Origin of the sequence: Burkholderia sp. AU16482 (genome assembly GCF_002223285.1) — a bacterium.
Lineage (GTDB): Bacteria > Pseudomonadota > Gammaproteobacteria > Burkholderiales > Burkholderiaceae > Burkholderia > Burkholderia semiarida.
Genome location: NZ_NKEY01000007.1, coordinates 141,874 through 165,333 on the forward strand (window position 1 = coordinate 141,874; position 23,460 = coordinate 165,333).

At 66.7% G+C, this 23,460-nt stretch carries 20 protein-coding genes; 7 read left to right on the forward strand and 13 right to left on the reverse strand.

The genetic code is table 11. From position 1 onward, the window contains the following. Window positions 1-90 precede the first annotated feature (90 nt). Window positions 91-996, forward strand: coding sequence for an HTH-type transcriptional regulator ArgP (locus tag CFB35_RS27580; RefSeq protein WP_059581854.1), 906 nt, complete (start codon window positions 91-93; stop codon window positions 994-996). Between the two features lie 160 nt (window positions 997-1,156). Next, on the forward strand, window positions 1,157-1,369 hold the full coding sequence (locus CFB35_RS27585; protein ID WP_059581851.1) for a DUF1059 domain-containing protein: 213 nt from the start codon (window positions 1,157-1,159) through the stop codon (window positions 1,367-1,369). 104 nt (window positions 1,370-1,473) lie between these two features. On the opposite strand, the gene ltaE is transcribed toward CFB35_RS27585, so the two are convergent. Then, window positions 1,474-2,487 carry a low-specificity L-threonine aldolase gene (gene ltaE / locus CFB35_RS27590; protein ID WP_059581849.1) on the reverse strand — a complete coding sequence of 338 codons (1,014 nt, stop codon included), beginning with the start codon at window positions 2,485-2,487 and terminating at the stop codon, window positions 1,474-1,476. 387 nt (window positions 2,488-2,874) lie between these two features. Between ltaE and CFB35_RS27595 the strand changes: the two genes are divergently transcribed. From CFB35_RS27595 to CFB35_RS27605, 3 genes are read left to right on the forward strand one after another with little or no spacing between them, the layout of a single operon-like run. Further along, window positions 2,875-4,296, forward strand: a complete 1,422-nt coding sequence (locus tag CFB35_RS27595; protein ID WP_059581846.1) for a cytochrome ubiquinol oxidase subunit I — start codon at window positions 2,875-2,877, stop codon at window positions 4,294-4,296. 29 nt (window positions 4,297-4,325) lie between these two features. Continuing rightward, window positions 4,326-5,333 carry a cytochrome d ubiquinol oxidase subunit II gene (gene cydB / locus CFB35_RS27600; RefSeq protein ID WP_059581843.1) on the forward strand — a complete coding sequence of 336 codons (1,008 nt, stop codon included), beginning with the start codon at window positions 4,326-4,328 and terminating at the stop codon, window positions 5,331-5,333. Continuing rightward, window positions 5,305-5,484, forward strand: a complete 180-nt coding sequence (locus CFB35_RS27605) for a hypothetical protein (RefSeq protein WP_034187692.1) — start codon at window positions 5,305-5,307, stop codon at window positions 5,482-5,484. The genes cydB and CFB35_RS27605 overlap by 29 nt, the downstream gene beginning before the upstream one ends. A 126-nt stretch (window positions 5,485-5,610) precedes the next feature. Here the strand turns inward: CFB35_RS27605 and CFB35_RS27610 are convergent, their stop codons facing one another. Together CFB35_RS27610 and CFB35_RS27615 are read right to left on the reverse strand one after the other, a co-directional pair. Further along, window positions 5,611-5,895 carry a helix-turn-helix domain-containing protein gene (locus CFB35_RS27610; protein ID WP_059581841.1) on the reverse strand — a complete coding sequence of 95 codons (285 nt, stop codon included), beginning with the start codon at window positions 5,893-5,895 and terminating at the stop codon, window positions 5,611-5,613. Between the two features lie 118 nt (window positions 5,896-6,013). Beyond that, the gene (locus CFB35_RS27615; protein WP_059582194.1) at window positions 6,014-6,208 is read right to left on the reverse strand and encodes a YqaE/Pmp3 family membrane protein; all 195 of its coding nucleotides are present in this window, start codon (window positions 6,206-6,208) and stop codon (window positions 6,014-6,016) included. A gap of 311 nt (window positions 6,209-6,519) precedes the next feature. Between CFB35_RS27615 and CFB35_RS27620 the strand changes: the two genes are divergently transcribed. After that, window positions 6,520-6,741, forward strand: coding sequence for a hypothetical protein (locus tag CFB35_RS27620; RefSeq protein WP_011548933.1), 222 nt, complete (start codon window positions 6,520-6,522; stop codon window positions 6,739-6,741). A gap of 60 nt (window positions 6,742-6,801) precedes the next feature. On the opposite strand, the gene CFB35_RS27625 is transcribed toward CFB35_RS27620, so the two are convergent. Then, window positions 6,802-10,638, reverse strand: coding sequence for a DUF748 domain-containing protein (locus tag CFB35_RS27625; RefSeq protein ID WP_059581838.1), 3,837 nt, complete (start codon window positions 10,636-10,638; stop codon window positions 6,802-6,804). Between the two features lie 151 nt (window positions 10,639-10,789). After that, window positions 10,790-12,226: a DUF1254 domain-containing protein gene (locus tag CFB35_RS27630; RefSeq protein WP_059581835.1), complete on the reverse strand. Its 1,437-nt coding sequence runs from the start codon at window positions 12,224-12,226 to the stop codon at window positions 10,790-10,792. Between the two features lie 469 nt (window positions 12,227-12,695). Between CFB35_RS27630 and CFB35_RS27635 the strand changes: the two genes are divergently transcribed. Then, the gene (locus tag CFB35_RS27635) at window positions 12,696-15,497 is read left to right on the forward strand and encodes a heavy metal translocating P-type ATPase (RefSeq protein ID WP_089465834.1); all 2,802 of its coding nucleotides are present in this window, start codon (window positions 12,696-12,698) and stop codon (window positions 15,495-15,497) included. A gap of 135 nt (window positions 15,498-15,632) precedes the next feature. Here the strand turns inward: CFB35_RS27635 and CFB35_RS27640 are convergent, their stop codons facing one another. The 8 genes from CFB35_RS27640 to CFB35_RS27670 form a co-directional block, all read right to left on the reverse strand. Then, window positions 15,633-16,112: an N-acetyltransferase gene (locus CFB35_RS27640; RefSeq protein WP_089465835.1), complete on the reverse strand. Its 480-nt coding sequence runs from the start codon at window positions 16,110-16,112 to the stop codon at window positions 15,633-15,635. 175 nt (window positions 16,113-16,287) lie between these two features. Beyond that, the gene (locus tag CFB35_RS35130) at window positions 16,288-16,443 is read right to left on the reverse strand and encodes a hypothetical protein (RefSeq protein WP_167351646.1); all 156 of its coding nucleotides are present in this window, start codon (window positions 16,441-16,443) and stop codon (window positions 16,288-16,290) included. A 174-nt stretch (window positions 16,444-16,617) separates the two neighbouring features. Further along, window positions 16,618-17,976 (reverse strand): flagellar hook-length control protein FliK, encoded by a 1,359-nt coding sequence (locus tag CFB35_RS27645; RefSeq protein ID WP_089465836.1) that lies wholly within the window; start codon window positions 17,974-17,976, stop codon window positions 16,618-16,620. A 542-nt stretch (window positions 17,977-18,518) separates the two neighbouring features. Then, window positions 18,519-19,016 (reverse strand): hypothetical protein, encoded by a 498-nt coding sequence (locus CFB35_RS27650; RefSeq protein WP_143328764.1) that lies wholly within the window; start codon window positions 19,014-19,016, stop codon window positions 18,519-18,521. Between the two features lie 162 nt (window positions 19,017-19,178). Next, window positions 19,179-19,646: a DUF4019 domain-containing protein gene (locus CFB35_RS27655; protein WP_089465838.1), complete on the reverse strand. Its 468-nt coding sequence runs from the start codon at window positions 19,644-19,646 to the stop codon at window positions 19,179-19,181. Window positions 19,647-19,672: 26 nt separating this feature from the next. Further along, window positions 19,673-20,821, reverse strand: a complete 1,149-nt coding sequence (locus CFB35_RS27660) for a DUF2827 domain-containing protein (RefSeq protein ID WP_089465839.1) — start codon at window positions 20,819-20,821, stop codon at window positions 19,673-19,675. A 65-nt stretch (window positions 20,822-20,886) separates the two neighbouring features. Further along, entirely contained in the window at window positions 20,887-22,002 is a 1,116-nt protein-coding gene (locus CFB35_RS27665; RefSeq protein WP_143328765.1) for an EAL domain-containing protein, read from the reverse strand. Window positions 22,003-22,207: 205 nt separating this feature from the next. Further along, the gene (locus CFB35_RS27670) at window positions 22,208-23,359 is read right to left on the reverse strand and encodes a DUF2827 domain-containing protein (RefSeq protein ID WP_089465841.1); all 1,152 of its coding nucleotides are present in this window, start codon (window positions 23,357-23,359) and stop codon (window positions 22,208-22,210) included. Between the last annotated feature and the right edge of the window lie 101 nt (window positions 23,360-23,460).

Below are 23,460 nucleotides of genomic sequence, written 5' to 3' on the forward strand. Positions count from 1 at the left end.
CGCCGAACGACGTGCCGCGCCGGGACGGCAACGCACGCTGCCTTACACTACGGCCTGTTCTCGTCCCCGATCACAGGAATTGCTCCCGACATGTCGATGACGATCGATCCGAAGCAGGCCGCCGCGCTGCTGGCCGTCGCCGACACCGGCAGCTTCGAGCAGGCGGCCGTGCGCCTGCACGTGACGGCGTCCGCCGTCACGCAGCGGGTCCGCGCGCTGGAAGCGAGCCTCGGCACGCCGCTCGTGCTGCGCACGCGGCCGTGCCGCCCGACAGTGGCCGGGCAGCGCGTGCTGCAGCATCTGCGCCGCGTCGCGCTGCTGCAGGCCGACCTCCAGAGCACGCTCGCGGCCGAGCGCGAATCGCCGATCTCCGTGACGATCGCGCTGAACGCCGACAGCCTCGGCACGTGGTTCCTGCCCGCGCTGACGTCGGTACTCGCGGGCGAGCGGATCCTGTTCGAACTGATCGTCGAGGACCAGGACCACACGTTCGCGCTGCTCGAAAGCGGGATGGCGGTCGGCTGCGTGACAACCGAGCCGAAGCCGATGCGCGGCTGCCTCGCGACGCCGCTCGGCACGATGCGCTACCGGCTGCTCGCAGCCGCCGCGTTCGCGGTGCGCTGGTTTCCACGCGGGCTGAACCGCACGAGTGCGCGCCACGCGCCCGTCGTCGCGTATTCGCGGCGCGACACGCTGCAATCGTCGTTTCTGAAGGAAAAGTTCGGGTTGCCCGAAGGCGCGTATCCATGCCACTACGTGCCGGGCACCCATTCGCACTTCGCGGCGGTACGGCACGGGCTCGGCTACGCGATGGTGCCGGAGCCACTGATCGGCACCGCGCCGCTCGATGCGCAAGGGCTCGTCGATCTCGCGCCCACGCATCCGACCGACGTCACGCTGTACTGGCACGCGTGGACCGTGCAGTCGCCGACGATGGCGTCGCTGTCCGCGCGGGTGGTCGAAGCGGCGCGCCGGCTGCTCGCGCCGTTGCCGTGACGCGCCGGCCGGCGCGCGGGCGATCGACACGGCCGGCGCGGTGCGCACTGCGGCGAGAAAAGTCGGCCGCGCCGCCTATACTTTTTCCATCGGCCTCGCGAACGCGCCGCGCGGCCGATCATCCAGGTCCGGCCGTTCCCTTTCGTGTGAGGAGAACATCATGTCCCGCCGCTATATCGATTGCCGCGAGTTTCCCAGCGCGATGCATTGCTCGGTCGCCATTTCGGCCGACTCCGACAACGAACTGCTCGAGGCCGCCGTGCAACATGCGGTCTCGGTACACCAGCACACCGACAGCGCCGAACTGCGCACGCAACTGAAATCGCTGTTCCACGACGGCACGCCGCCCGTCGACACGCCGTCGCAAGCGTAATCCGCCCGCGCGGTAACGATCGACCGCCTACATGCCGCGTCGTCCCTCGGGGTTTTGCGTCATGCCACGTCGCGCCGGCCCGTCGCCGGCCGGCGCATTCCGCTTCACGCGCGACGCTGCGCGAAATACGCGCCGACCGCGTCGATGAACGTGTCGATGTCCGCGCGCGACACGTCGCAGTGCGTGACGAAGCGGGACGCATACAGCATCTGCGTGAGGATGCCGCGTTCCTTGAGCCACGCCTCGAGCGGCGCGCAATCGGCTTCGGGGAATTGCGCGAACACCATGTTCGTCGCATGCGACAGCACCTTCACCGAATCGATGCGCGCGAGGCCGGCCGCGAGATGCGCGGCATTCGCATGATCGTCCGCGAGCCGCTCGACGTTGTGATCGAGCGCATACAGGCACGCCGCCGCGAGAATGCCCGACTGCCGCATCCCGCCGCCCAGCACCTTGCGCCAGCGCTGAGCGCGCTCGATCAGCGCACGGCTGCCGACCAGCACCGAGCCGACCGGCGCACCGAGCCCTTTCGAGAAGCAGATCGACACGGTGTCGAACGGCGCGCACAGCTCGGCGATCGGGCGCCCCGACGCGACGGCCGCGTTGCACACGCGCGCGCCGTCGAGGTGCGTCGACAAGCCCCGGCCGCGCGCGAACGCGACGGCTTCCTGCACATAGCCTTCCGGCAACACCTGGCCGCCGATCGTGTTTTCGAGCGCGAGCAGGCGCGTGCGGGCAAAGTGATTGTCGAGCGGCTTGATCGCCGCGGCGATCTTCGCGAGCGGCAGCGTGCCGTCCGGCGCGTTCTCGATCGGTTGCGGCTGGATGCTCCCGAGCACGGCCGCGCCGCCGCCTTCGTACTTGTAGGTGTGCGCGAGCTGGCCGACGATGTACTCGTCGCCGCGCTCGCAATGCGACATCAGCGCGGCCAGGTTGCTCTGCGTGCCGCTCGGGAAGAACAGGCCGGCTTCCTTGCCGGCCCGCTCGGCCGTCACCGCCTGCAGACGCAGGACGGTCGGGTCGTCGCCCCAGACGTCGTCGCCAGTTTCGGCGGCGGTCATTGCGGCCAGCATCGCCTGGCTCGGACGTGTCACGGTATCGCTGCGTAAATCGATCATCACTGTGCCCTGGGTAAACGCGAGCCGGAACCGATGCGCCCGGCCCTGCCGAAACGAAGCTGAGAGTGTACGCAATTCGCGCGGCGCCTGCCGGCCGCCGCCGCGCGCGCCGATTCCGGACGCGCGACGTCGTTCCGATGACGCGACGCGCCATATTGACGCACGTGCGTCAGACCGCCACGCCGCGGCCGCACGCGCGGCGAACGGCCTTCTTGATACGAATCAAAGATTTACCGCGAAACCGGGCGCGATGGGCTGGACATCTGCGACGAGTTGGCGCATTTCGCGGTGCAACATCGCGGCCCATACTCCAGCCAACCCCGACGCCAGTCCGCCGGGGTCCGTCGGCACCCGCCGGCGGGTATCGTCAAGCCTCGGTCAACTGGTATGGACACCGCACTTTCGGCCCTCGATCTGGCCCGCCTGCAATTCGCGTTCACCGTCTCCTTTCACATCGTCTTCCCGGCACTGAGCATCGGCCTCGCCAGCTTCATCGCCGTGCTCGAATACCGCTGGCTCAAGACCGGCAAGCAGTACTACAAAACCCTCTGCCTGTTCTGGTCGAAGATCTTCGCGGTCGCGTTCGGGATGGGCGTCGTGTCCGGCGTCGTGATGAGCTATCAGTTCGGCACCAACTGGTCGGGCTTCTCGAGCTTCGCCGGCGCCGTCACCGGTCCGCTGCTGATGTACGAGGTCATGACCGCGTTCTTCCTCGAGGCCGGCTTCCTCGGCATCATGCTGTTCGGCTGGAACCGCGTGAGCCCGCGCGCGCACTTCGGCGCGACGCTGATGGTCGCGATCGGCACGCTGATTTCGACGTTCTGGATCCTCGCGTCGAACAGCTGGATGCAGACGCCGCAGGGCTTCGAGATCGTCGACGGCCGCGTCGTGCCGACCGACTGGTTCGCGATCATCTTCAACCCGTCGTTCCCGTACCGCCTGTTCCACATGGCGATCGCCGCGTTCATCGTCGCCGCGCTGGTGGTGGCAGCGACGGGCGCGTGGCACCTGCTGAAGGGCCGCCGCGACAAGGGCGTGAAGAAGATGTTCTCGATGGCGCTGTGGCTGCTGCTGGTGCTCGCGCCGCTGCAGGCCGTGATCGGCGACCAGCACGGCATCAACACGCTGAAGCATCAGCCCGCGAAGATCGCCGCGATCGAGGGGCTGTGGGAAACCGAAAAGGGCGGCACCGCGCTCAACCTGTTCGGCATTCCGGACATGAAGGCCGAAACGACCCGCTACGCGGTGAAGGTGCCGCACCTGGGCAGCCTGATCCTCACGCACAGCTGGGACGGCGAGATCCGCGGGCTGAAGGATTTCCCGCCGCAAGACCGCCCGAATTCGACGGTCGTGTTCTGGAGCTTCCGGATCATGGTCGGCCTCGGCTTCGCGATGATCGGCCTCGCCGCGCTCGCGTGGCTGCTGCGCCGCCGCGGCCGCCTGTATGAATCGAAGTGGTTCCAGCGCTTCGCGCTCGTGATGGGCCCGACCGGGTTCGTGTCGCTGCTCGCGGGCTGGGTGACGACCGAAGCCGGCCGCCAGCCGTGGGTCGTGTATGGCGTGATGCGCACCGCGCAGGCCGTGTCGCCGCTGTCGGTGCAGCAGGTGAGCCTGTCGATGATGACGTTCGTGATCGTGTACTTCCTCGTGTTCGGCACCGGCGTGTACTACATGCTGAAGCTGATGAAGGCCGGCCCGGCGCTGCCCGACGTCAAGCACGACGCGAAACACGATCTGCCCGATACGCGCCCCGATCACACCGCGCGCCGCCCGATGTCGGCCGTCGACGAGCTGATCGAGACCGTCTGAGCCCATCCCATTCGCATACGAGAAAACCTATGGACGTCACCGTAATCTGGGCCGCGATCATCGCATTGGGGCTCTTCATGTACGTCGTGCTCGACGGCTTCGACCTCGGCATCGGCATCGTCTTCCCGTTCTTCCCGGACGAGAAGGAACGCGACCTGATGATGAACACCGTCGCCCCTGTGTGGGACGGCAACGAGACGTGGCTCGTGCTCGGCGGCGCCGGGCTGTTCGCGGTGTTTCCGATCGTCTATTCGACGGTGCTGTCGGCGCTGTATCTGCCGCTGATCTTCATGCTGGTGTGCCTGATCTTCCGCGGCGTGTCGTTCGAGATCCGCGCGAAGGCGCGACGCACGAAGCAGCTGTGGGATCTCGCGTTCATCGGCGGCTCGGCCGGCGCGACGCTGTTTCAGGGCATCGCGCTCGGCGCGTTCCTGCAGGGCATCGACGTGAAGGACGGCGTGTACGCCGGCGGCGCGTTCGACTGGCTCACGCCGTTCAGCCTGCTGACGGGCCTCGGCCTGATCGTCACGTACGCGCTGCTCGGCTGCTGCTGGCTCGTCGCGAAGACCGAAGGCGACCTGCAGCGCCGCCTGCATCGCGTCGTGTGGCCGCTGACCGTCGTGCTGCTCGGCTTCATCGCGGTCGTCAGCCTGTGGACGCCGCTGCAGGACCCGGCCATCGCGCAGCGCTGGTTCGATTCGGGGCTGTTCTGGCGTCTGCTGCCGGTGCCGTTCCTGGTGGCCGCGTGCGCGGTGTGGATGCGCCGCGCGGTGCGCGGCCGGCACGACATGACGCCGTTCCTGCTCGCGCTGGCGCTGGTGCTGCTCGGCTACGTCGGCCTGCTCGTCACGCTATTCCCGTACGCGATTCCGCAGACGATGACGATCTGGGAAGCGGCGGCGCCGCGTTCGAGCCAGACCTTCACGCTGGTCGGCGCAGCGGTTATCCTCCCGATCATCATCGCCTACACGACGATGGGTTACTGGGTATTCCGAGGCAAGGTGCGCCATGAAGACCAGCATTACTACCACCACTGATTCCGCCGATCGCCCGCCCGAGGCGCCACGGCCGCGGATGCGCGGCTGGATGTGGTTCGTCGTTCTGTGGGCGGGCGGCGTGATCGGCGCCGTCACGCTCGGCTATGCGTTCAAGATCTTCATGAACCTGACGCTGTTTGCGGTGAAGTAGGCCGGAGCGGCCGCCCGGTCGAACGATGGACCGGGCGGCCGTTTTGTCGTCGACGGCATGCCGCTTCAGCCGCATGCAGCCAGCGCCGCAATATCGAGGAACCTCCGGCCGACATGTGCTGCCCGGCTACGGGCTCTGCCGCACCACACCCAGTTTGAGCCCCAGCATGCCGAAGATGCGATTCATCGTCTGTACCGTCCCGTCACTGCGGCCCTGTTCGATATCCTGAATCGTCTTGGTCGACACGCCTGCGAGCTTCGCCATCTCGGCGCTCGTCAGCCGCATCGTCTTCTTCAGATGGCGCACCGATTCGCGCAACGACCACTCGGGATGCGCGAGAACGTCCTCGATTGCCTGGCGCGGCAGCGCAAGCTGTTCGGGGAGCGACATCGCGTTATAGCGTTTGTCCATTTCAGCAGAAATCTATACAAATCGCGCCTAACTTGGCCCGCAAATTATGTAGATATCTGCCGAAATGCCCGGTATCGGCATGCTTGTCAGCGGAAAATATTGCGCTGTCGCTTGCGCCCTACCCCCGCCCGCGCAACGCGGCCTCGATCTTGCGATCGGTCTTGTACTGGCTCAGCGCATACACGGACCAGATCGCGGCCGGCAGCCAGCCGATGATCGTGATTTGAAGGATGAGACAGATGATCCCCGCGATCGGGCGACCGATCGTGAAGAACTGGAACCACGGGAGCAGCAGGGCAAGCAGAAGGCGCATGAACGATCCTTTCGGTACGTCGTTGAACGGGTGATACCCGGCCAATATGGCGGGTTGCGCGCCCCGTTTCAAGCCCGCGCACGACGCGCGCCGGGCGAAGCGCCGGGCCGATGCCTTCGCCCACGCCGAACCGGCCAGCCCCTGCGCGACACGCGCGACACCGCGACGAGCGCGATGCCCGTCGCCGCCCATGAAGGCGTCGCAATCCACGGCCCTCGCGTGGGCCAGCCCCGCGCGGCAGGATTTTTTTTCGGCTTGGCCCGCGACTATTGGCGTGTAATAAAGGGTTTTCCCTGACCCGGAGCACGAGTATGTCGACCCTGGAAGCCCTCCGGTTCGTGCTGGACGATGCACGTACCCCCGAAATCATTCGCCATCACGTCGTCGACGCGCTGCAGTACGCGCTGCGCAACTACGGACAGGTGTTCACCGCGAAGGAAGTCGAATGGCTGACGCAGTGGGACGACGCACGTCTGCCGCTGGCCGCGAGGAAGGAGCTGGACAAGCGCGAACCGGCGATCGCCGGGCGCTGAAAAAAGCCGCCGCGCCCGATGGGTGCGGGCGCGGCGGCGGATGACGGCTGGCGATAACGCTTACTGCAGCCCGAAGTCGACGCGGGTCGTCGCGCCCTTGTCCGAGATGCCCTTCGCATCGAGCTTCGGCGCGACGACGAACATGCGGCTCGAATCGATCTTGCCGTCGAGATACTGGCGCACGGCCTGCGCGCGCTGCTGAGCGAGCGCACGCAGCGCGTTGTCGTCGGCGGGTGCGTGATCGGCGAGCGCCTGCTTCATGTCCGCGTCGGGCAGCGTCTTCTGCAGGCCGACGAGGTTGCGCGGCTTCTTGAAGTCGGCGGCCTTGTACGCGCGCGTCAGGTATTTCGAGTATTCGGCCTTGTCGACCTTCACCGACATCGGATCGATGCTTTCGCCCTGGCCGATCACGTCCTTCAGCTTCTGCTGACGCACCAGCCGCTCGACGTACGCGTCGCGCAGCCCCGGCGTGTCCTGCGCCGGATCGACGCGGCCGATCAGGTCGAGGCGGATCGACGGCTTCTCGGTCAGCATCTTCACGACCGTGTCGAGCTTCTTCTCCTGCGCGTCGGTCAGCACATACGAACCCGGCGCGAACTCGACGTAGCCGAGATCCTCGCCGCCGCCCCCGCCGAACGCATTCGCGAGCAGCGTGAACGGCGACGTGACGGCCTTCGCGATCAGGTTCAGCACCGCGCGCCAGATCAGCCCGCCGACGCTGAATTCCGGATTCGACAGCGAACCCGACACCGGCAGGTTCACGTCGATCTGGCCGCGCGTGTTCTTCAAGAGCGAGATCGCGAGCTTCACCGGCAGCTTCGTCGCCGTGTCGTTCTCGATGTGGTCGCCGAACGTCAACTGGTCGATGAAGATGTGGTTGTTCGCCGACAGCTGATCGTTCGCGAGCTGGTAGTGCAGATCGACGTTGAGCTTGCCCTTCGTGATCGGATAGCCCGCGTACTTCGCCGAATACGGCGTCAGATTGGTCAGCTCGATGTCGTGCGCGGTCGCCGTGAGGTCGAGCGCCGGCTTCTCGATCAGCGGGTTCACCGAGCCCTTGATCGAGATGGGCCCGTTGCCCGCGAGGTTCGCGGCGACGTCGACCGGCGCGGACGTCGTCGAATCCGTGCCGAACGCGCCGACCGTGCCCTTGATCGCGACGAGGTTCGCCGTGTAGTTCGGCTTGATGAAGTTGTCCGTATACGTGACGCGGCCGTTCTGCAGCACCAGTTCGCCGAAGTGCATCCGCACCGGGTTCCGCGGCTGCGGCGCGGCCTTCACGACCACCGTCGCCGACGCGGCGGCCGGCACGGACGCCTGCTGCGCGGCCGCGGCCGATGCGGCCTGCGCGGCGTCCGGCGGCGTCACGCCCGGCGACAGCGGCACCGGTTCGCCCTTGCTCGCGTCGCGCGTGAGCGACTGCGCGGGGCCCGTCTCCTTCGCCACCACGTCCTTCAGGTTCAGCCGCCCCTGCGCGTCGAGCAGCACGCGGCCGTAGAAGTTCGAGAACGTCACGCGCGCGGCGTCGACGTCGGTGCCCTTCTCGTCGTAGTTCGCCTTCAGGTTCGACAGCGCGAGCGAGCGCCAGCCGGCGAACGGGTCGGAGGTCGCCTTGTCGAGCATCCGCACGTCGACCAGCGCGACGTCGCCGCGATAGGTGGCGCGCGGCGTGTCCTTCACCTGCGCGAACGTCAGGTTGCCCTGCGCGTTGAGCAGCGCGCTGGCAATCGTCGCGTTCAGCGCGCTGCCGAAATACGGCTCGAACGCGGCCGCGTCGAGGCGGTTGCCGTTGATCTTCAGGCCCAGCTTCAGCGGCTGCGCGGTCACGTCGCCCGTTACGTTCAGCGCGCCCTTGCGGTTCAGCGTCGCCTTCAGTTGCACGGGCAACGGCTTCGTCAGGTCGTCGCTGATCTTCTGCACCGACAGGTCGAGCGGCTTGATCGCGAGCTTCACCGGGCGCGGCGTCGACAGGTCGGTGAAGTTCGCCGCAGCGTCCTTCACGTTCAGCGCATCGATCCGGTAGTGCCACGACGGCGCGGCGGCCTGCGCCTTGCGCGCGACCGTGCGCGGCGGCACCGCCGCCTGCGCAGGTTCGGCCAGCGCCGCGAGGTCGATCTTGCCGTCCTTCAGGCGCTTCACGTCGAGCGCGAGCCCGCTCGCGTCGACGCTGGCGATCTCCGCGGCGCGCGCGGCGACGTCGACCTTCGCGATCTTCGCGGTTGCGTCGGGCAGGACGATGGCCGGCGCCTTGTTGTCCGGCGCGGCGATCTTCAGCGATTTCAGGCTGACCGTGCTGTCGGCGACTTCCGCGGCGAGCGGCGTCTTGCCCCAGTCGGTCTTCGCGTTGACGGTCGCGCCGAGCATGCCGTCGAGCACGCGCGCACGCGTCGCCTCGCCGAGGTACGGCTGCAGCGCGGGCAGCGCGAGCGCGGCCACCGTCAGCTTCGTGTCGGCCTGCTTCGCCGCGAGGTTGAACGCACCTTCGGCCTTCACGTCGCCGCCGCGCGACAGCGACGTCGACAGCGTGTATTTCGCGGGCGTCTTGCCCTGCAGCGAGAAGCCGTCGAGCGTCGCGGCGAGCTTCGTCAGCGAGATCGCGGTCGGCGTCGCCGGCACGCGGTCGTCGACGTTGATCGTGCCGCCGTCGATCGCGACATGGCGAATCGTCAGGTCGAGCGGCGGCGCTGCCTTCGCGGCGACGCCGCCTTCGGCCTTCGCGCCGCTGGCGGCGACGACGGTGGCACCGGACGCGGCGGATGCGCCGGACCCAGCGGAAACGGCGGCGGCCGACGCGGCCGGCTTGCCGGTTTCGGCCTTCGGCGCGGCGGCCGGCTGCACGACGAGCTTCTCGACGTTCAGCACGCCCTGCTTGTCGCGCGACAGGTCGACCACCGGCTGGTCGAGCCGGATCTCGTCGAAGTGCATGGCGTTGCGCAGCGGCTCGAGGCCAGCCGCCGCGACGTGCACGCCGCGCGCGGCGAACAGCGGCGCCGACGTGCGGTCGGTCACCTTCGCGTCGTTCAGGTCGACGGTGCCCGACACGCGCAGCGCGGGCGTCTCGCCGCTCATCACGAAATTGACCGTGAGGTTGCTGCTCAGCAGGCCGCTCGTCACGGTCACCGGCAGCTTCGCCGGCACGTACGAGATCAGCTTCGGCACGTCGAGCCGGTCGAACTTCAGCGCGATCTCCGATTCGCGCGACTGCGCGAACGGCTTGGTCTTGCCGTCGATCGAGATCGGGCTGCCGTCGAAGCGCGCGCGCAGCTTCGGCTCGACGAAGATGTCCGTCTTCGAGGCCAGCGTCGCGATGTACGGAATGCCGAGCGTCCAGTGGTCGACGACGTGCTTTTCGTTCAGCAGGCGATCGTCGAAATCGATCCGGCCGTCGTTGACCTGGATGTTCGATACCGAGAACTGCGTCGGCTTGCTGTCGGGCGTCGGCGACGGCGACGAGAACTTCTCGATCAGATCGGTGAAGTTGAAGCGCTGCGCGTCGTAGCGGACGACGTGAAAGCGCGGCGAATCGAGCCGGATTTCGTTGACGATCGGCGCGCCGCGGAACAGCGACGACCACGACGGCCTCACGACGAGCTTGCCGATGTCGATGAAGTCGCCCTGGCCGCCGCGCTCGCCGAGGTGGATGCCTTCGGCTTCGAGGTTCAGCGTGTACGGGTTCAGTGCGATGCGCTGGATCGTGGCCGGCCGGTCGAGCTGCTTGCTCAACTGCTGTTCGGCGACATGGCGGATCAGCGGCGGCGCCGCGAAGAAGCCGAGCAGTCCGAATAAAACGAGGAAGATCAGCACGCCGATGCCGATACGCCGGGCCCGGCGCGAGCGTGCAACGCCGCCGAGGGCATGGAGGGTCGAGGGTAAGGTTTCTTTGTCTGCGCTTGCCATGCTTGAATGCCTCGGGAATGGATGCCGGGCCGCGCCGGAAAACCGGGCGGCCGCGCACGCTATCCCGAAAGTATAGGCTCAGGAGGTGGCGGTACGGCGGTCGGGCGCCGCCGCCGCGCCCGGCGGCCGGACAACGGCGGCGGTCAACCGGTCATTTCCGGACGATGGCGGGCGGCATCCACGACCCGTCGCTCGCTTGCGGCTTCGGCGCGTACAGGCGCAACGCGAGCGCGAAATCGGTACGCGGCGCCGGCAGCCAGTTCGCCGCATGCGTACCGCCCGGCGACGCCGACACGACGACGTCGATCGAACCGTCACGGTTGCGGCGCAGCCGGTCGCGATCGCCGAGCGAGCGGCGCGCCGACCCGACGTCGGGCAGCGCGCCGTTGGTCGTGTACGGCGTGAGCGTCCAGAACGCGCGCACCGGCGGCAGCGCACCCGGCGCGAAATGCAGCACGTAGCGGTTTGCACCGTTCAACGCATGGCCGTCGCTGTCGACGCGGGTGATCGCGAGCGTCTCGTCGTCGCGCGTCGCGGTGCCGAATTGCGTGTAGGCCGCGTACGCGCGCAGCGCGTAGTCCTGGCCGTACTTGCCGGCCGTGTCGCCGATCCAGGTCCAGCCGTTCGCGTTCAGCAGGTTCGACGGCGGCGTCGCGAGCCGCGCGCGCGCCTCGGCGACGCCGGCCGTCGCGGCCGTGAGACGGTCGCCCGTCCACAGCACCGGGTAGCCGGCTGTCACGCCGATGTCGGCGAGCGATTCCTGCGCGTGCGCGTCGTCGGCCGGCGGCGGATTGTCCTGCAGCGCCCGCGCGAAGCGCGTGAAGAACGCCTTCGGATCGAGCGCGGCCACCTGCTCGGCCGGCGTGCCGCCGCCCACCGCTTCGGACGGCGCGCTGCCCGCATGGACCGCCACCGACGCGCCGCGCTCGGCGCCGGTGTAGACGGACAGCGGCACCACGCGGATCGCGCGCTGCAGTTTCTTCACGTTGGTCAGGTCGCGCCCGCCGCTCGTCTGCAGCCGCACTTCGAGCCACGCATTGGCGGACGGCACGTCGACGCGCAGCACGCCCTTCGGCAGCGTGCCCTGCCAGTCCTTCGCGGCGAAGGCAATCGTTTGCGATCGCCCGGCGCCACGGGGGCCGCGCGCCGCGACGCTCGACGACGACCACAGCACGTTCGTCCACATGTCGAGCGCGCGTGCGTCCCAGTAGCGGCCGCGCGTGTCGGGCAGCGTGACGATCACGGGTTCGGCGGCGACGTCGAGCCAGCCGGTGGAGTCGAGCGTGTCGACGCCCGGCAGCGGCGGGTTGACCGCACCGACGGGCGGCAGCGCCTGCGCGTGGCGCAGCGTGTTGAGCGGCGCCTGCCCCGGTTGCGCACCGTCGCCGCCCGTCGCCGCTTCCTTCGCGACGTCCATCAGCACGAGCGGATACGCATAGATATAGGAGTCGGCGACTTCCGCGCGCATCCAGCCGGTTTTCCGCTGGATCGCGTCTGGTTGCGACGCGCATCCTGCAAGCAATGCCGCCATCGCCAGCGACGCGCACGCGCGTCGCAGGGAAACTGATTCTCGCTGGTTTTCAATCATCGATTACTGGCCGAATATCGTTCTTTTCAGTCAACGCCTTGTTCGTCTCACGAACGCGAACAAGGCACCCCAGCGTGCCCGGATGACCGTCTCGCAACGTTTCGTCACGGTGGGCGCTGATGTCAGGCCGGTATCATAGCGCCTAAGGGCATCCCCCAATATGCCGAATAACGGGTGAAACGCTAGTCGAACCGTCAAAAAATCTGAAATAGTTCGCCGGATTCAGCAAAAATCCGGAACAGCGCCGGCACCCTCAGCCAGTTGCCCGTAAACGCCTCGCGAGCGCCAAGCTTGGTCCTCAGCGCGCACCGGCTTTCCGTCTGGAAGCCGGGCGATCGCTTTTTCCGTGTTGTGACACCCTGCGTGCATCGACTTGCGCCGCATCGCCGCCGGTACTTGACCTTACCATCATGGGAATGTTGATACTGGAACCATCCGCGGCACGAACCGCGCTTTTGGGGAATCCGACATGACTGAACCACTCGCCTCCGCGGCGCTGCAAACGATCGAGCTGAGCGTCGACGGCATGCATTGCGGCGGTTGCACGGGCCGCGTGCAGCGCGCGCTGGCCGCCGTGCCGGGCGTCGTCGATGCGGCGGTCGATCTCGACGCGCATGCGGCGACGGTTACCGCGCAGGAGGCGGTCGAGCCCGGCCGGCTCGTCGACGCGATCGGCGAGGCCGGCTACCGCGCAACCGTGCGCGAAGCGGTAACCGAAACGGTCGCGGCCACGCCTTCGTCGGAGAACGCGCCACACGCGGCGCCACCGCCTGCGCCGGCTGCCACCGCGACGATCGAACTCGACATCGACGGCATGACCTGCGCGTCATGCGTGTCGCGCGTCGAGAAGGCGCTCGCGAAGGTGCCGGGCGTCACGCGCGCATCGGTCAACCTCGCGACCGAACGCGCGACGGTCGACGCGTCGGCTGACGTATCCACCGCCCAGCTTGTCGAAGCGGTGAAACAGGCCGGCTACGGCGCGACGCCGGCTGCCGTCGCCACGCCCGTCGTCACCTCCGCTTCCGCCGACGTCGAACTCGACATCGGCGGCATGACCTGCGCGTCCTGCGCCGGCCGCGTCGAAAAAGCGCTCGCCGCCGTGCCGGGCGTCGCGCGCGCGACGGTCAATCTCGCGACCGAGCGCGCGTCGGTGCACGGCGCCGGCGCACTCGATGCCGCCACGTTGATCGCCGCAGTCACCACGGCCGGCTACCGTGCATCGCTTCCCGCCACCTCGCCCGCCGGCGCAACGATCGGCGCCGATGCACGACCGGCCGGCCCCGCGCAGGACCCCGACGCACGCAAGCGCCGCGAAGCGATCCGCGAACGCAACCTCGTGATCGCGGCCGCCGTGCTGAGCGCGCCGCTCGTCGCGCCGATGCTCGCCGCGCCGTTCGGCATCGACCTGATGCTGCCCGGCTGGCTCCAGCTCGTGCTCGCATCGATCGTGCAGTTCGGCTTCGGCGCGCGCTTCTACCGCGCGGCCTGGCATGCGGTGAAGGCGCGCACCGGCAACATGGACCTGCTGGTCGCGCTCGGCACGTCGGCCGCGTACGGGCTGAGCCTGTGGATGCTGCTGCGCGATCCCGCGCATCCCGGCCATCTGTATTTCGAGGCGTCGGCCGTCATCGTCACGCTCGTGCGCTTCGGCAAGTGGCTCGAATCGCGCGCGAAGCGCCAGACCACCGAAGCGATCCGCGCGCTGAACGCGCTGCGCCCCGACCGCGCGCGCGTCGTCGAGGATGGCGTCGAACGCGACGTGCCGCTGTCGCAGGTGCGCGTCGGCACGCACGTCGGCATCCGGCCCGGCGAGCGCGTGCCCGTCGACGGGCGGATCGTGTCGGGCCGCTCGCACATCGACGAATCGCTGATCACCGGCGAAAGCCTGCCCGTGCCGAAGGACGACGGCGATGCCGTCACGGCCGGCTCGATCAACGGCGAAGGCGCGCTCGTCGTCGAAACCACCGCGATCGGTGCTGAAACGACGCTCGCGCGCATCATCCGCCTCGTCGAATCCGCGCAGGCCGAGAAGGCGCCGATCCAGCGGCTCGTCGATCGCGTCAGCGAGGTCTTCGTGCCTGCGATCCTCGGCATCGCGGTGCTGACGCTCATCGGCTGGCTGCTCGCCGGCGCCGGGATGGAAACCGCGATCCTCAACGCGGTCGCGGTGCTCGTGATCGCGTGTCCGTGCGCGCTCGGTCTCGCGACGCCCGCCGCGATCATGGCCGGCACGGGCGTCGCGGCCCGGCACGGCGTGCTGATCAAGGACGCGCAGGCGCTCGAGCTCGCGCAGCGCACGACCGTGATCGCGTTCGACAAGACCGGCACGCTGACCGAAGGCAAACCGTCCGTGACGGCGTTCGACGCCGTCGACGTGCCGCGCGACGAAGCGCTGGCGCTCGCCGCGGCCGTGCAGCGGCAGAGCGACCATCCGCTCGCGCGTGCGGTGGTCGCCGCGCATGACGCGGACGTGGCTGCACATGGCGGCGCGGCGGAGTCGGTCGTCGCGACCGACGCACGCGCGGTGGCCGGGCGCGGCGTGGAAGCGCACGTCGGCGGGCAGCGGCTCGCGCTCGGCAGCACGCGCTGGCGCGACGAACTCGGCATCGCGGTGCCGCCGGCGCTCGACGCGCGCGCAGCGGAACTCGAACGCGCGGGCAACACGATCTCGTGGCTGATGCGTGCCGATGCACCGCGCGCGGTGCTCGCGCTGATCGCCTTCGGCGACACCGTGAAGCCGGGCGCCCGCGACGCGATCGCGGCGCTGTCGGCGCGCGGCGTCGCGAGCGCGCTCGTGACGGGCGACAATCGCGGCAGCGCGGCGGCCGTCGCGGCGGCGCTCGGCATCGGCGAAGTGCACGCGCAGGTGCTACCCGACGACAAGGCGCGCGTCGTCGCGGCGCTGAAGCGCACGCACGGCGGGATCGTCGCGATGGTCGGCGACGGCATCAACGATGCGCCCGCGCTCGCCGCGGCCGATGTCGGCATCGCGATGGCGACCGGCACCGACGTCGCGATGCACACGGCCGGCATCACGCTGATGCGCGGCGACCCGGCGCTCGTCGCCGACGCAATCGACATCTCCAAACGCACGTATCGCAAGATCCAGCAGAACCTGTTCTGGGCGTTCATCTACAACCTGGTCGGCGTGCCGCTCGCCGCGCTCGGGTTGCTGAACCCGGTGATCGCGGGTGCGGCGATGGCGTTTTCCAGCGTCAGCGTCGTGACCAACGCGTTGCTGTTGCGGAGATGGAAAGGCCGCGCGCGTTGAGGCGGCAGGCGGTGATTGCCGGATGGCCGAACGGGGCGTTTGGCCAACGGGAAGGATAAGGAAGCGTGCCGGTGTTGGCCGGCTATGCGGCGTGCCGAACCGGCAGCATGTGAGGACGCACCCGGGCCGACGGATTCAGCCCGACACGACCGGCTTGATCAACGTCGTGGTAATCGGTACGAACCCACACGCGCGATACAGCGCACGCGCCGCCGCGTTGTGATTGAACACCGACAGCCCGATCTCGGTGACGCCGTACCGGCGCGCCTCGGCGTCGAGCGCTCCGAGCGCGCGCGTGGCCCAGCCCTGGCGGCGCCGGGACGGAATGATGTCGAGATCGTAGATGAACAGCGTACGGTTCGGCCCTTCGTGGACGATCGCGTACCAGAGGTCGCCCACAGTGTCGCCGGTGGCGGCGTCGATGAGCGTGACGAGGGTCTGGCCGGCGGTCAGCAGGCCGTCCGGCAGCAGCATGTCGAAACAGGCGCGCGCACGATCGGCCGCGTCTTCGACAGCATTTTGCCCGGAGGAAACGAGATCGCTCGCGTAGCCGCCAATGGCTCGCGTGCGGTACGCGCGGAATTCGCCGGCCGTCATCGGCCGCATCTGCAGCATGGCCCGGTCGCCGTGAACGGAATCGAACTTCCAGTGTAGCGGGACACTCGCACCGGCGCGCGACGCGGCGGTGGAAACGGGCAGGCAGGGGCGCCGCGCCAAATCAGCGAATCAGCGAATCAGCGAATCAGCGAATCAGCGAATCAGCGAATCAGCGAATCAGCGAATCAGCGAATCAGCGACGGTACACGACGATCGGCACGAGGTGCGCACGGCGCACGCGCTCGGCTTCCGCGTGACGCGCGGCGTACGAGTAGTCGGCGTCGAGCGGCAGGTGCGGGGACACGAACAGGTCGTCGATCTTTTGCAGCAGGGCGAGGATGAAGCTCATGTGAGACTCCTGACAGATGTGGCTAGGGTTTTCCCTTAGATGAGCTCCATTCTAAGGGTTTTCCCTGAACTCTGCCAGCGAGTGCATCGGTTTGCCGCAGGTGGACGACAGCCGATCGCCGTCGCGGAACGGCGACCCTTGCTCCGTCGGGGTTACAGGATAGGGTCGGAAGGATTAACGCGCGCGGCGAACCCGTTTCGCCACAGCCGCCTCGCGGTTTGCGTTGCGCTGAAGCCGGTCGACTTGCGACAGGAGCGCTTCGTGATGCTCCTCGAGCGTCATCAGCGTGGCCTGCTGCGTCGACAGATCCGCCGCGAGGCGATCGATCCGCTGCTGCTTGGTGGCAACGTCCTGCTTCAGGTGCGCGATCTGCCGGGTTTGCAGCACCAGCGCGACGAGCGCGGCCAGCACGACGACGGCCAGCGCGAGCAGCAGCCGGTTGACGCGGCGCATCTCGCGATCGGCCGCGCCCGTCAGGCCATCCACGTCGGATTGCAGCGCGGCGAGCCGGTCGGTCAGCGGACGCAGGTGCGTGTCCGGATCGAAGGCCGGCGCGGCCGGTTGTGCACGCTCCGACGATGGCTTGGTCACGAACGATGCGGCGGAGGCCACGGGCTGCGTGACCGGCGGCGACGAAGCGTCCGGCTGCGCAGCTGTGTCGCGGGGCTTCGGAGCATGCGCGGCGATGGCCGGTTCGGGCGGTCGTGCCGGTTGTGCCGGTGTCTGCGGCTCGACCGGCGCGGCGGCGAGCGGCGGCAGGTTCGATTCAAGCGATTCCGGCTTCGAGCCGACGCTCGTTGCAACCGCTACGGTTTGCGTTGCCGCCGCTTCGTTGGTCCCGGTAGCCGCTCGGCGCTTGCCGCCCGACGACGCGCGGCGTTCCTTCACGGCATCACCGGAAGATTTCCCTTCGCGGGATTTGACGACTGCCGCCTCGACCGCAGGCTTCGCGACTTCGCCGTCTGTCGCCTGCGATTCCGCCGCCTGCGCCGCCTCGCCATCGGCGGCTTGCAGTGTCGTCTCGGCCTTCGCGGCGCCATCGATCACCGGCACGTCGACCTGCGTGACGACGCGATCGCCGGCAGGCAAATCCACTGCCTCCGTTGCACGATCCTCTGCAGATGTACCGTTGATGTTCGCGGCCAAACCGCCTTCAGGCGTCGAAACAACCGCGGTTGCCACATCGGGCGCCGCCGCACTTTCCGCTTCCCCGAGCCCCGCGGCAGCCGCATCCGCCGGCGGGCTGAATCCATCCAGCGTGGCCTGTCGCCCGTCGTCGGCGCCGGCCGACTCGTCGGCTTCCGCGATCGCTTCATCGCGCACCGCAACCGGCATGCGCTCGCCGGGCTCGAGCACCGGATCGCCGAACAGGTCGAGCGTCCGTTCGTCGCGCGACGCGTCGCCAGCCGCTGCGCTGCCGGATCGCGCCGTCGCCCCGGCGGACGTGCTGCCTGCGGCAGCGGCCGAGCGCGGGCGGGAACGGGCCGATGAACGGGCGGAACGGGAGCGAGGCGTGGAAACGGATTCGGTCACGTCTGCCAGATTATCGTCCAGGGACATCCAGTGAAATCCTATTGTTCTTCAACAAATCAATAACTTGCGTCTTCAACCCATCCAATTTGCTCTGACTCCATCCAGCCTGTCCAGTCATCCCCGATGGGCTACGCGATGGGCCAAAAACCGATGCTAACCGACAAACAAGCCAAAGCGCTCAAACCAAGCGGCAAACCCCTCTTCGACGGCAAGGTGACTGGACTCTGCTCGCTCCAACGAAATCGGGCTGCAAGTGGGCCTCGCCGTGTGACTGGCAAGCGACGCAGGCCTCGGCACGTACCCTGAAATCTCCATCGATGAAGCGACGAACGTGCCGATCGGCAATTCCAGCTGGCAGGCAAAAAAGCATTCGGTTAGTCGCAAATATCGACGTATTTTCCATTACCGTTGTATCGACGATTACTCGCGGTCGCCGACCGCGAGCGCCGACGGTCCGTCGCGTGCGCATTTGCTTGACCGGCTCGGGGATCGCCAGCCCACACTAGCCCAACCTTGAAGCCTGCGGCCGGCACGTTGCTGCGCTACCGCTCGACCAGCGGCGCCAGAACGTGTAAATACGGAAACGTCGCGGGGATCGTGTCGACCGCCGTCTCGCACAGCATCGGCAAGCTCATGATTCGACACGCATAATCGTGCGCCGGCAATGTAGTCACATCGCCGGGCGTTACGCAACGATCGACCCTGTCGACCGATGCAACAGGCGCGTCAGCGCAGCTGGCCACACTAACCGTCAGCGTCGCCAGCCCGTGCCGCTTCAGCATCGGCAGATACCGCGCGAACTGCACGACATCGCCGAGCCCCTGTCCCGGCCAGACGATGAGCGACTTCCCGTCGAACGTCTCGCCCCCGCCGCGGCGCAGGCAGGTCCGGCGTAACGTGATTCGATGCATCAGCGCCCAATGCGACGAGAGTCGGTAGCGCGCCTCGTAAAGCCGCAGCCCTCCTCGTACTGCCCCATCGCGAGCAGGAGCAGGGTTCAGGTTGAATATCGTCGGCACACGGCCAGGATCGGGCGTCAACGCACGTCTCAGACACGCGACGGCCTCGCTCAGGCGGCCGGCGTCATGCAGCAAGCGACCCAGGTTGTTCCCGGCTTCTGGTCGACGTGGCGGGTGATGCTTCGCGAGTTCGATCGCCGGAACAGATGGGAAGCGATCTATCCGTCCCCGAAGATCAACGATCTACTGGATAAAATTCTGCTCTCTTCGCGGTACGTAGCCAGTCAAGTGCCAGCGGCCGTCGGGCTCGAGGCGGAAGCTCAGCTTCTCGAACATGGTGGCGCCGCTCGCCAGCGTCGTCGCGTAATCGACGTTCGCGTAGAGCCCGCCGGGGATCCCGCTTGCGTGCTCGTAGCGGATGCGCGTGACCTGCGCCCAGCCGCGATGGCTCACCGCGCCGACCGACTGGCGTGCTTGCTGCATCTGCGCCGTGAACTGGTCCTGCTCGATGCGCGCCTTGAGGAACGGTGCGGCGTCGGTCCATACCGCGCCGTACAGGCCGGAATCGAGTTGCTTGAATACCGCATCGGAATCGCGGAGCAGCGTGTCGGCCGATTCACCGGAAGATTGCGCGTGTGCGCCGATCGCGATCGATGCGGCGGCGCAGCCAATCAGCCATTTTGCGCGGGTGAGGGTCAGGCGTGCGTTCATTGTCGGGGTCCGGAAAGGTCGGCGCATTACGCGTCGCGATAGAGAACGGCGATTGCGTCCGTATAGGCCGCGACGTTCTCTGGGTTGTAGATGCTGACCGAGTCGAGCACGTATTTCGATTTTCCGCGGTACTCGTCGAGGTTCGCGTCGTGCTCTGAAAATGCCTGCAAGAGTGCCCATCCCCCCTCCTGACAATCGAAGTCCGGATAGAAATACCCGGCCTTGCCGAGGAACGGCGAGTTGTGGATCAGCGGATAGTCGCCGTACAGCAGTTCGTAGTACAGGTAGTTCTGCGCGTTCTCCCACGTGTGCGACACCACCGCATCGCCGTACGCGGCCATGAATTCGTACACCGCGTAGCGGCTTTCGAACGTCGTGATGCCGTGGTTCACGATGTCTAGGCTCTTCGCGAAGTGCACGAACGTCGGATGTTCCTTCAGGTGGATCGTGTTGCACACGCGCACGAACTCGAGGAACGCCGGATTCGCGCGGTAGGCTTCCTCCGTGATCAGCATCGGAATGATGCTGGTCTTCACCATGCAGATGTTCGGCTCGAACATCGTCACGCGCCAGCGCGGCTTGCCGGGCTGATAGCCGAACGTCAAACCGGCGCCGAGCGTCGCGCGCGCCTTGTCGAACAGCATCGGATGCCAGATGTGCGGGACGATCGTGACCGGTGCGCGCAGGCCCGTCCGGTAGTAGTGCAGGCACGAGCGCTCGAACTCGGGAATCGTCCACACCGCGTCGTACGGCGCGCCCGAGAACAGGAAGCCCGACGGCTTGTCGAACATCGCGCGCTCGATGTCGATCACGTAGTCGTTGCCGACCCGCATCGTGACGACCTTGCCGCCGCGCTCGCGGAACGCGCGCAGGTAGTCCGCGCCGAATTGCGCGCTCATCTCGATCAGCACGTCGCAGCGCTCGAGCGCTTCGTCCATCGACAGCAGCGGCACGTTCCACTCGCCGAGCATCATCTGCGGATCGGCGACCTGTTCGCTGCCGTTGACCATCACGGCATCCGCGACGAGCGGCGACTGGCGCAGCAGCAGGATCAGCAGCAGGCAGTTCTGGAAAATGCCGTTTTCCCACAGCGACTGGCCGGCGCCGCGCACGAACAGCGACACGCCGACGACGAGACGTCCGCGGGCGCGAGATACTGGTCTGGTGGTCGCCATTTCCGTTTATTCCTCCAGGTTGAACCGCTGGGCGCTTGGCGCTTGAGAATTCCGATATCGACCATTCACAAGTCGACTCCCGATTTCATCGAGCGTGCCAATTCCTGGCCATTGATTCGACCGAGCATGGCAAAACACCGAAGCAGTCGCACTGATGATGTATTGTGTGTTTCCGCGTGTTTTTCCATCGCGTCCGTCAGGTAACTGCGCATACTCGTTGCGATAGCGGAACGCCTGCCATACAACGCGCTTGCAAGTCCGGCCGCAAAGGCGCGCCTCGCGTCGCCGTGTATCTTTCGGTCCATGTGCGGATCGATCACCGCATTGGCGATACGCTCGAATTGCTGCATCGAGCGCCCGACCGATCCGCCTGCGGACTGCTCTGTCATTCTCAACCGGCTCGGCTTGCCAGTGTAGTAGCCTTGCAACCAGTGAGCCCCGGCCAGCGAGGCGGTGCGCAATGCGTCGGCGCTTTCTATCCCCTCCACCACCACCTGAGATGCCTGGTCTCGGGCACTCGTCACCAATTTCTTGAACTGCTCGAGATGTATCTCGTCGTATTCGCCCGTCGGTAACATTCGACCAGAAATCTTGATGATTTCGGGCGAAGAAATCACCGCGCGATTCTCCACGCTGAACCCGTCGCCAAAATCGTCCAGGGCGATACTACAGCCGATACGCCGCAGGTGCTCGACAAATACTCGACCTGTTACGGGTGACAACTGCGTAGTTTCGGTAATCTCCACCACAAGACGAGACGCTATGTCCGGTCTGCCTTCAAGCAGCCGAAGAACCGATGCCCATCCTCCGATCTCATTCGCACTTTGCGCGGAAATATTGACGCCCAATCGAATGTTGAAGTTCGACTCCAGGAACTCGATGGCCATGCCAATGACATAGCGGTCCAGGAAGCGCATGAGTCCAAGCCGTTCCAGACTGGGAATAAACGCCGACGGATATGTGATCGGTTGATCGTCGGTGCCGCGAAGTCGCACCAGGCATTCGTGATACAAAACCCGTTCACCATCTTGTACGCTCAAGATCGGCTGAGCGCACAGCATCAATCGATCGCAAGCTGTCGCAGCCAGCACTACGGCGGCCGTTCTCAGGTCCGGCGTCCCGTAAGATCCTGTATCCCGTGCAAGGGCATATTGCACCATCGCCTTCGTGCAGTAGCTCATGTCGTCGTCATACACTCGGACGAAAAACGTGGCGTTCCGCGAACCTTTGGCGACCACCGACACAGAAACCCGAGGTTCCGAAAAATCCCGTCGCCCCGCAGCCACTGGCCGGTGCGATGAACGAACGGCGATACGCCGACGACGAAGCGCCCGCCCTCGCCGGGCGCTGGACGCACATGGGCTTCCGACACGCGTATGGGCCGGTTCATGCGGCCAGGCGCGCAACGAACGCGTCCAGGTTGGCGGGGTTGTCGATCGAGACCGATCGCAGCAGCTGGTCAGCTTTCGCGCGATAGTCGTCAAGCCGCTCGTCGTGATGCAGCCACGCTTCGAGCAGCGCCTGGCTGCCCGCGACGGAATCGAAGTCGGGGTAGTAGTAGCCGGCATCGCCGAGCAGCGTCGAATTGTGGATCAGCGGATAGCCGCCATATAACACGTCGTAGTACAGGTAGTTCTGCGGATTTTCCCAATGGTGCGACACGACGGCATCCGCATGGCGCGCCATGAAGCCCGGCAGGTCGGTGCGCGGTTCGAACGTCGCCTTATGCCGGCGTACGAGATCGAGGCTGTTCGCGAAATGCACGAAGGTAGGATGTGCCTTCATGTGTATCGAATTGACGACGAACAGATGCTGGACGGCCTCGGGATGCGCGCGGTAGAACTCGTCGCAAACAAGCATCGGGTAATGGCAGGACTTCACGACCGAGATGTTCGGTTCGAGCGTCGCGAGATCCCACGCGCGGAGACCAGGCCGATAGCCGAACGTCATGCCTTCGCCCGTCAGCGCGGCGATACGGCGATCGAGAAAGTACGGCGACCACAGATGCGGAATCGTATGGACCGGCGCGCGCGTGAGCGTGCGCAGCAGCGGCACGTCGATCTTTTGCGACTTTTCGAGCACCCACACTTCGTCGAACTGCGTGCCGTTGAAGATGTGTCCCGAAGGCTTGTCGAAGATCGGCGTTTCGGCGAGGCCGCTGTAGGTATGGCCGACGTAGCATGCGACGAGCTTCGTGCCGAGTGCCTTCACATGCTTGAGCCATTCGGCCGGCAGTTGCGCGCCCATCTCGATCACGACGTCGAGCTCATGCGTGACGTCGACGGGTTTCACGAGCGGGATGTCGAGGCCGTCGAGGTCGAGACCGGCCGGCAGCGCATTCGCGTCGCCGCCGTTCAGGAAATAGACGGGGCCGACGCGGTCCGAGCGCTTGAGCATCATCGCAAGGAACGCGATGTTCTGGTGAATTCCGTTTTCCCACAACGACTGGCCGTCGCGCGCAAACAGCGAGATGCCCACACCTGGGCGCAGCCTTTTGCGATTGTGGTTAATGGAACGCCCGAGCGTAGCGGGCCTCATCGTTCCACCCGGCATGCGTGGCGTTGTTGAAAACTGTCCATGAAACGCCCAATTTGACGAAGCAACATTTATTAGCAGTCGAACAGGGAGATCTCCAGGCA

What these genes read in the sequence shown, in the direction of transcription:
- CFB35_RS27580 (WP_059581854.1), top strand. Translation starts at nt 91, where the DNA reads ATGTCGATGACGATCGATCCGAAGCAGGCCGCCGCGCTGCTGGCCGTC.
- CFB35_RS27585 (WP_059581851.1), top strand. Translation starts at nt 1,157, where the DNA reads ATGTCCCGCCGCTATATCGATTGCCGCGAGTTTCCCAGCGCGATGCAT.
- ltaE (WP_059581849.1), bottom strand. Translation starts at nt 2,487, where the DNA reads ATGATCGATTTACGCAGCGATACCGTGACACGTCCGAGCCAGGCGATG.
- CFB35_RS27595 (WP_059581846.1), top strand. Translation starts at nt 2,875, where the DNA reads ATGGACACCGCACTTTCGGCCCTCGATCTGGCCCGCCTGCAATTCGCG.
- cydB (WP_059581843.1), top strand. Translation starts at nt 4,326, where the DNA reads ATGGACGTCACCGTAATCTGGGCCGCGATCATCGCATTGGGGCTCTTC.
- CFB35_RS27605 (WP_034187692.1), top strand. Translation starts at nt 5,305, where the DNA reads ATGAAGACCAGCATTACTACCACCACTGATTCCGCCGATCGCCCGCCC.
- CFB35_RS27610 (WP_059581841.1), bottom strand. Translation starts at nt 5,895, where the DNA reads ATGGACAAACGCTATAACGCGATGTCGCTCCCCGAACAGCTTGCGCTG.
- CFB35_RS27615 (WP_059582194.1), bottom strand. Translation starts at nt 6,208, where the DNA reads ATGCGCCTTCTGCTTGCCCTGCTGCTCCCGTGGTTCCAGTTCTTCACG.
- CFB35_RS27620 (WP_011548933.1), top strand. Translation starts at nt 6,520, where the DNA reads ATGTCGACCCTGGAAGCCCTCCGGTTCGTGCTGGACGATGCACGTACC.
- CFB35_RS27625 (WP_059581838.1), bottom strand. Translation starts at nt 10,638, where the DNA reads ATGGCAAGCGCAGACAAAGAAACCTTACCCTCGACCCTCCATGCCCTC.
- CFB35_RS27630 (WP_059581835.1), bottom strand. Translation starts at nt 12,226, where the DNA reads ATGATTGAAAACCAGCGAGAATCAGTTTCCCTGCGACGCGCGTGCGCG.
- CFB35_RS27635 (WP_089465834.1), top strand. Translation starts at nt 12,696, where the DNA reads ATGACTGAACCACTCGCCTCCGCGGCGCTGCAAACGATCGAGCTGAGC.
- CFB35_RS27640 (WP_089465835.1), bottom strand. Translation starts at nt 16,112, where the DNA reads ATGCTGCAGATGCGGCCGATGACGGCCGGCGAATTCCGCGCGTACCGC.
- CFB35_RS35130 (WP_167351646.1), bottom strand. Translation starts at nt 16,443, where the DNA reads ATGAGCTTCATCCTCGCCCTGCTGCAAAAGATCGACGACCTGTTCGTG.
- CFB35_RS27655 (WP_089465838.1), bottom strand. Translation starts at nt 19,646, where the DNA reads ATGAACGCACGCCTGACCCTCACCCGCGCAAAATGGCTGATTGGCTGC.
- CFB35_RS27660 (WP_089465839.1), bottom strand. Translation starts at nt 20,821, where the DNA reads ATGGCGACCACCAGACCAGTATCTCGCGCCCGCGGACGTCTCGTCGTC.
- CFB35_RS27665 (WP_143328765.1), bottom strand. Translation starts at nt 22,002, where the DNA reads ATGAGCTACTGCACGAAGGCGATGGTGCAATATGCCCTTGCACGGGAT.
- CFB35_RS27670 (WP_089465841.1), bottom strand. Translation starts at nt 23,359, where the DNA reads ATGAGGCCCGCTACGCTCGGGCGTTCCATTAACCACAATCGCAAAAGG.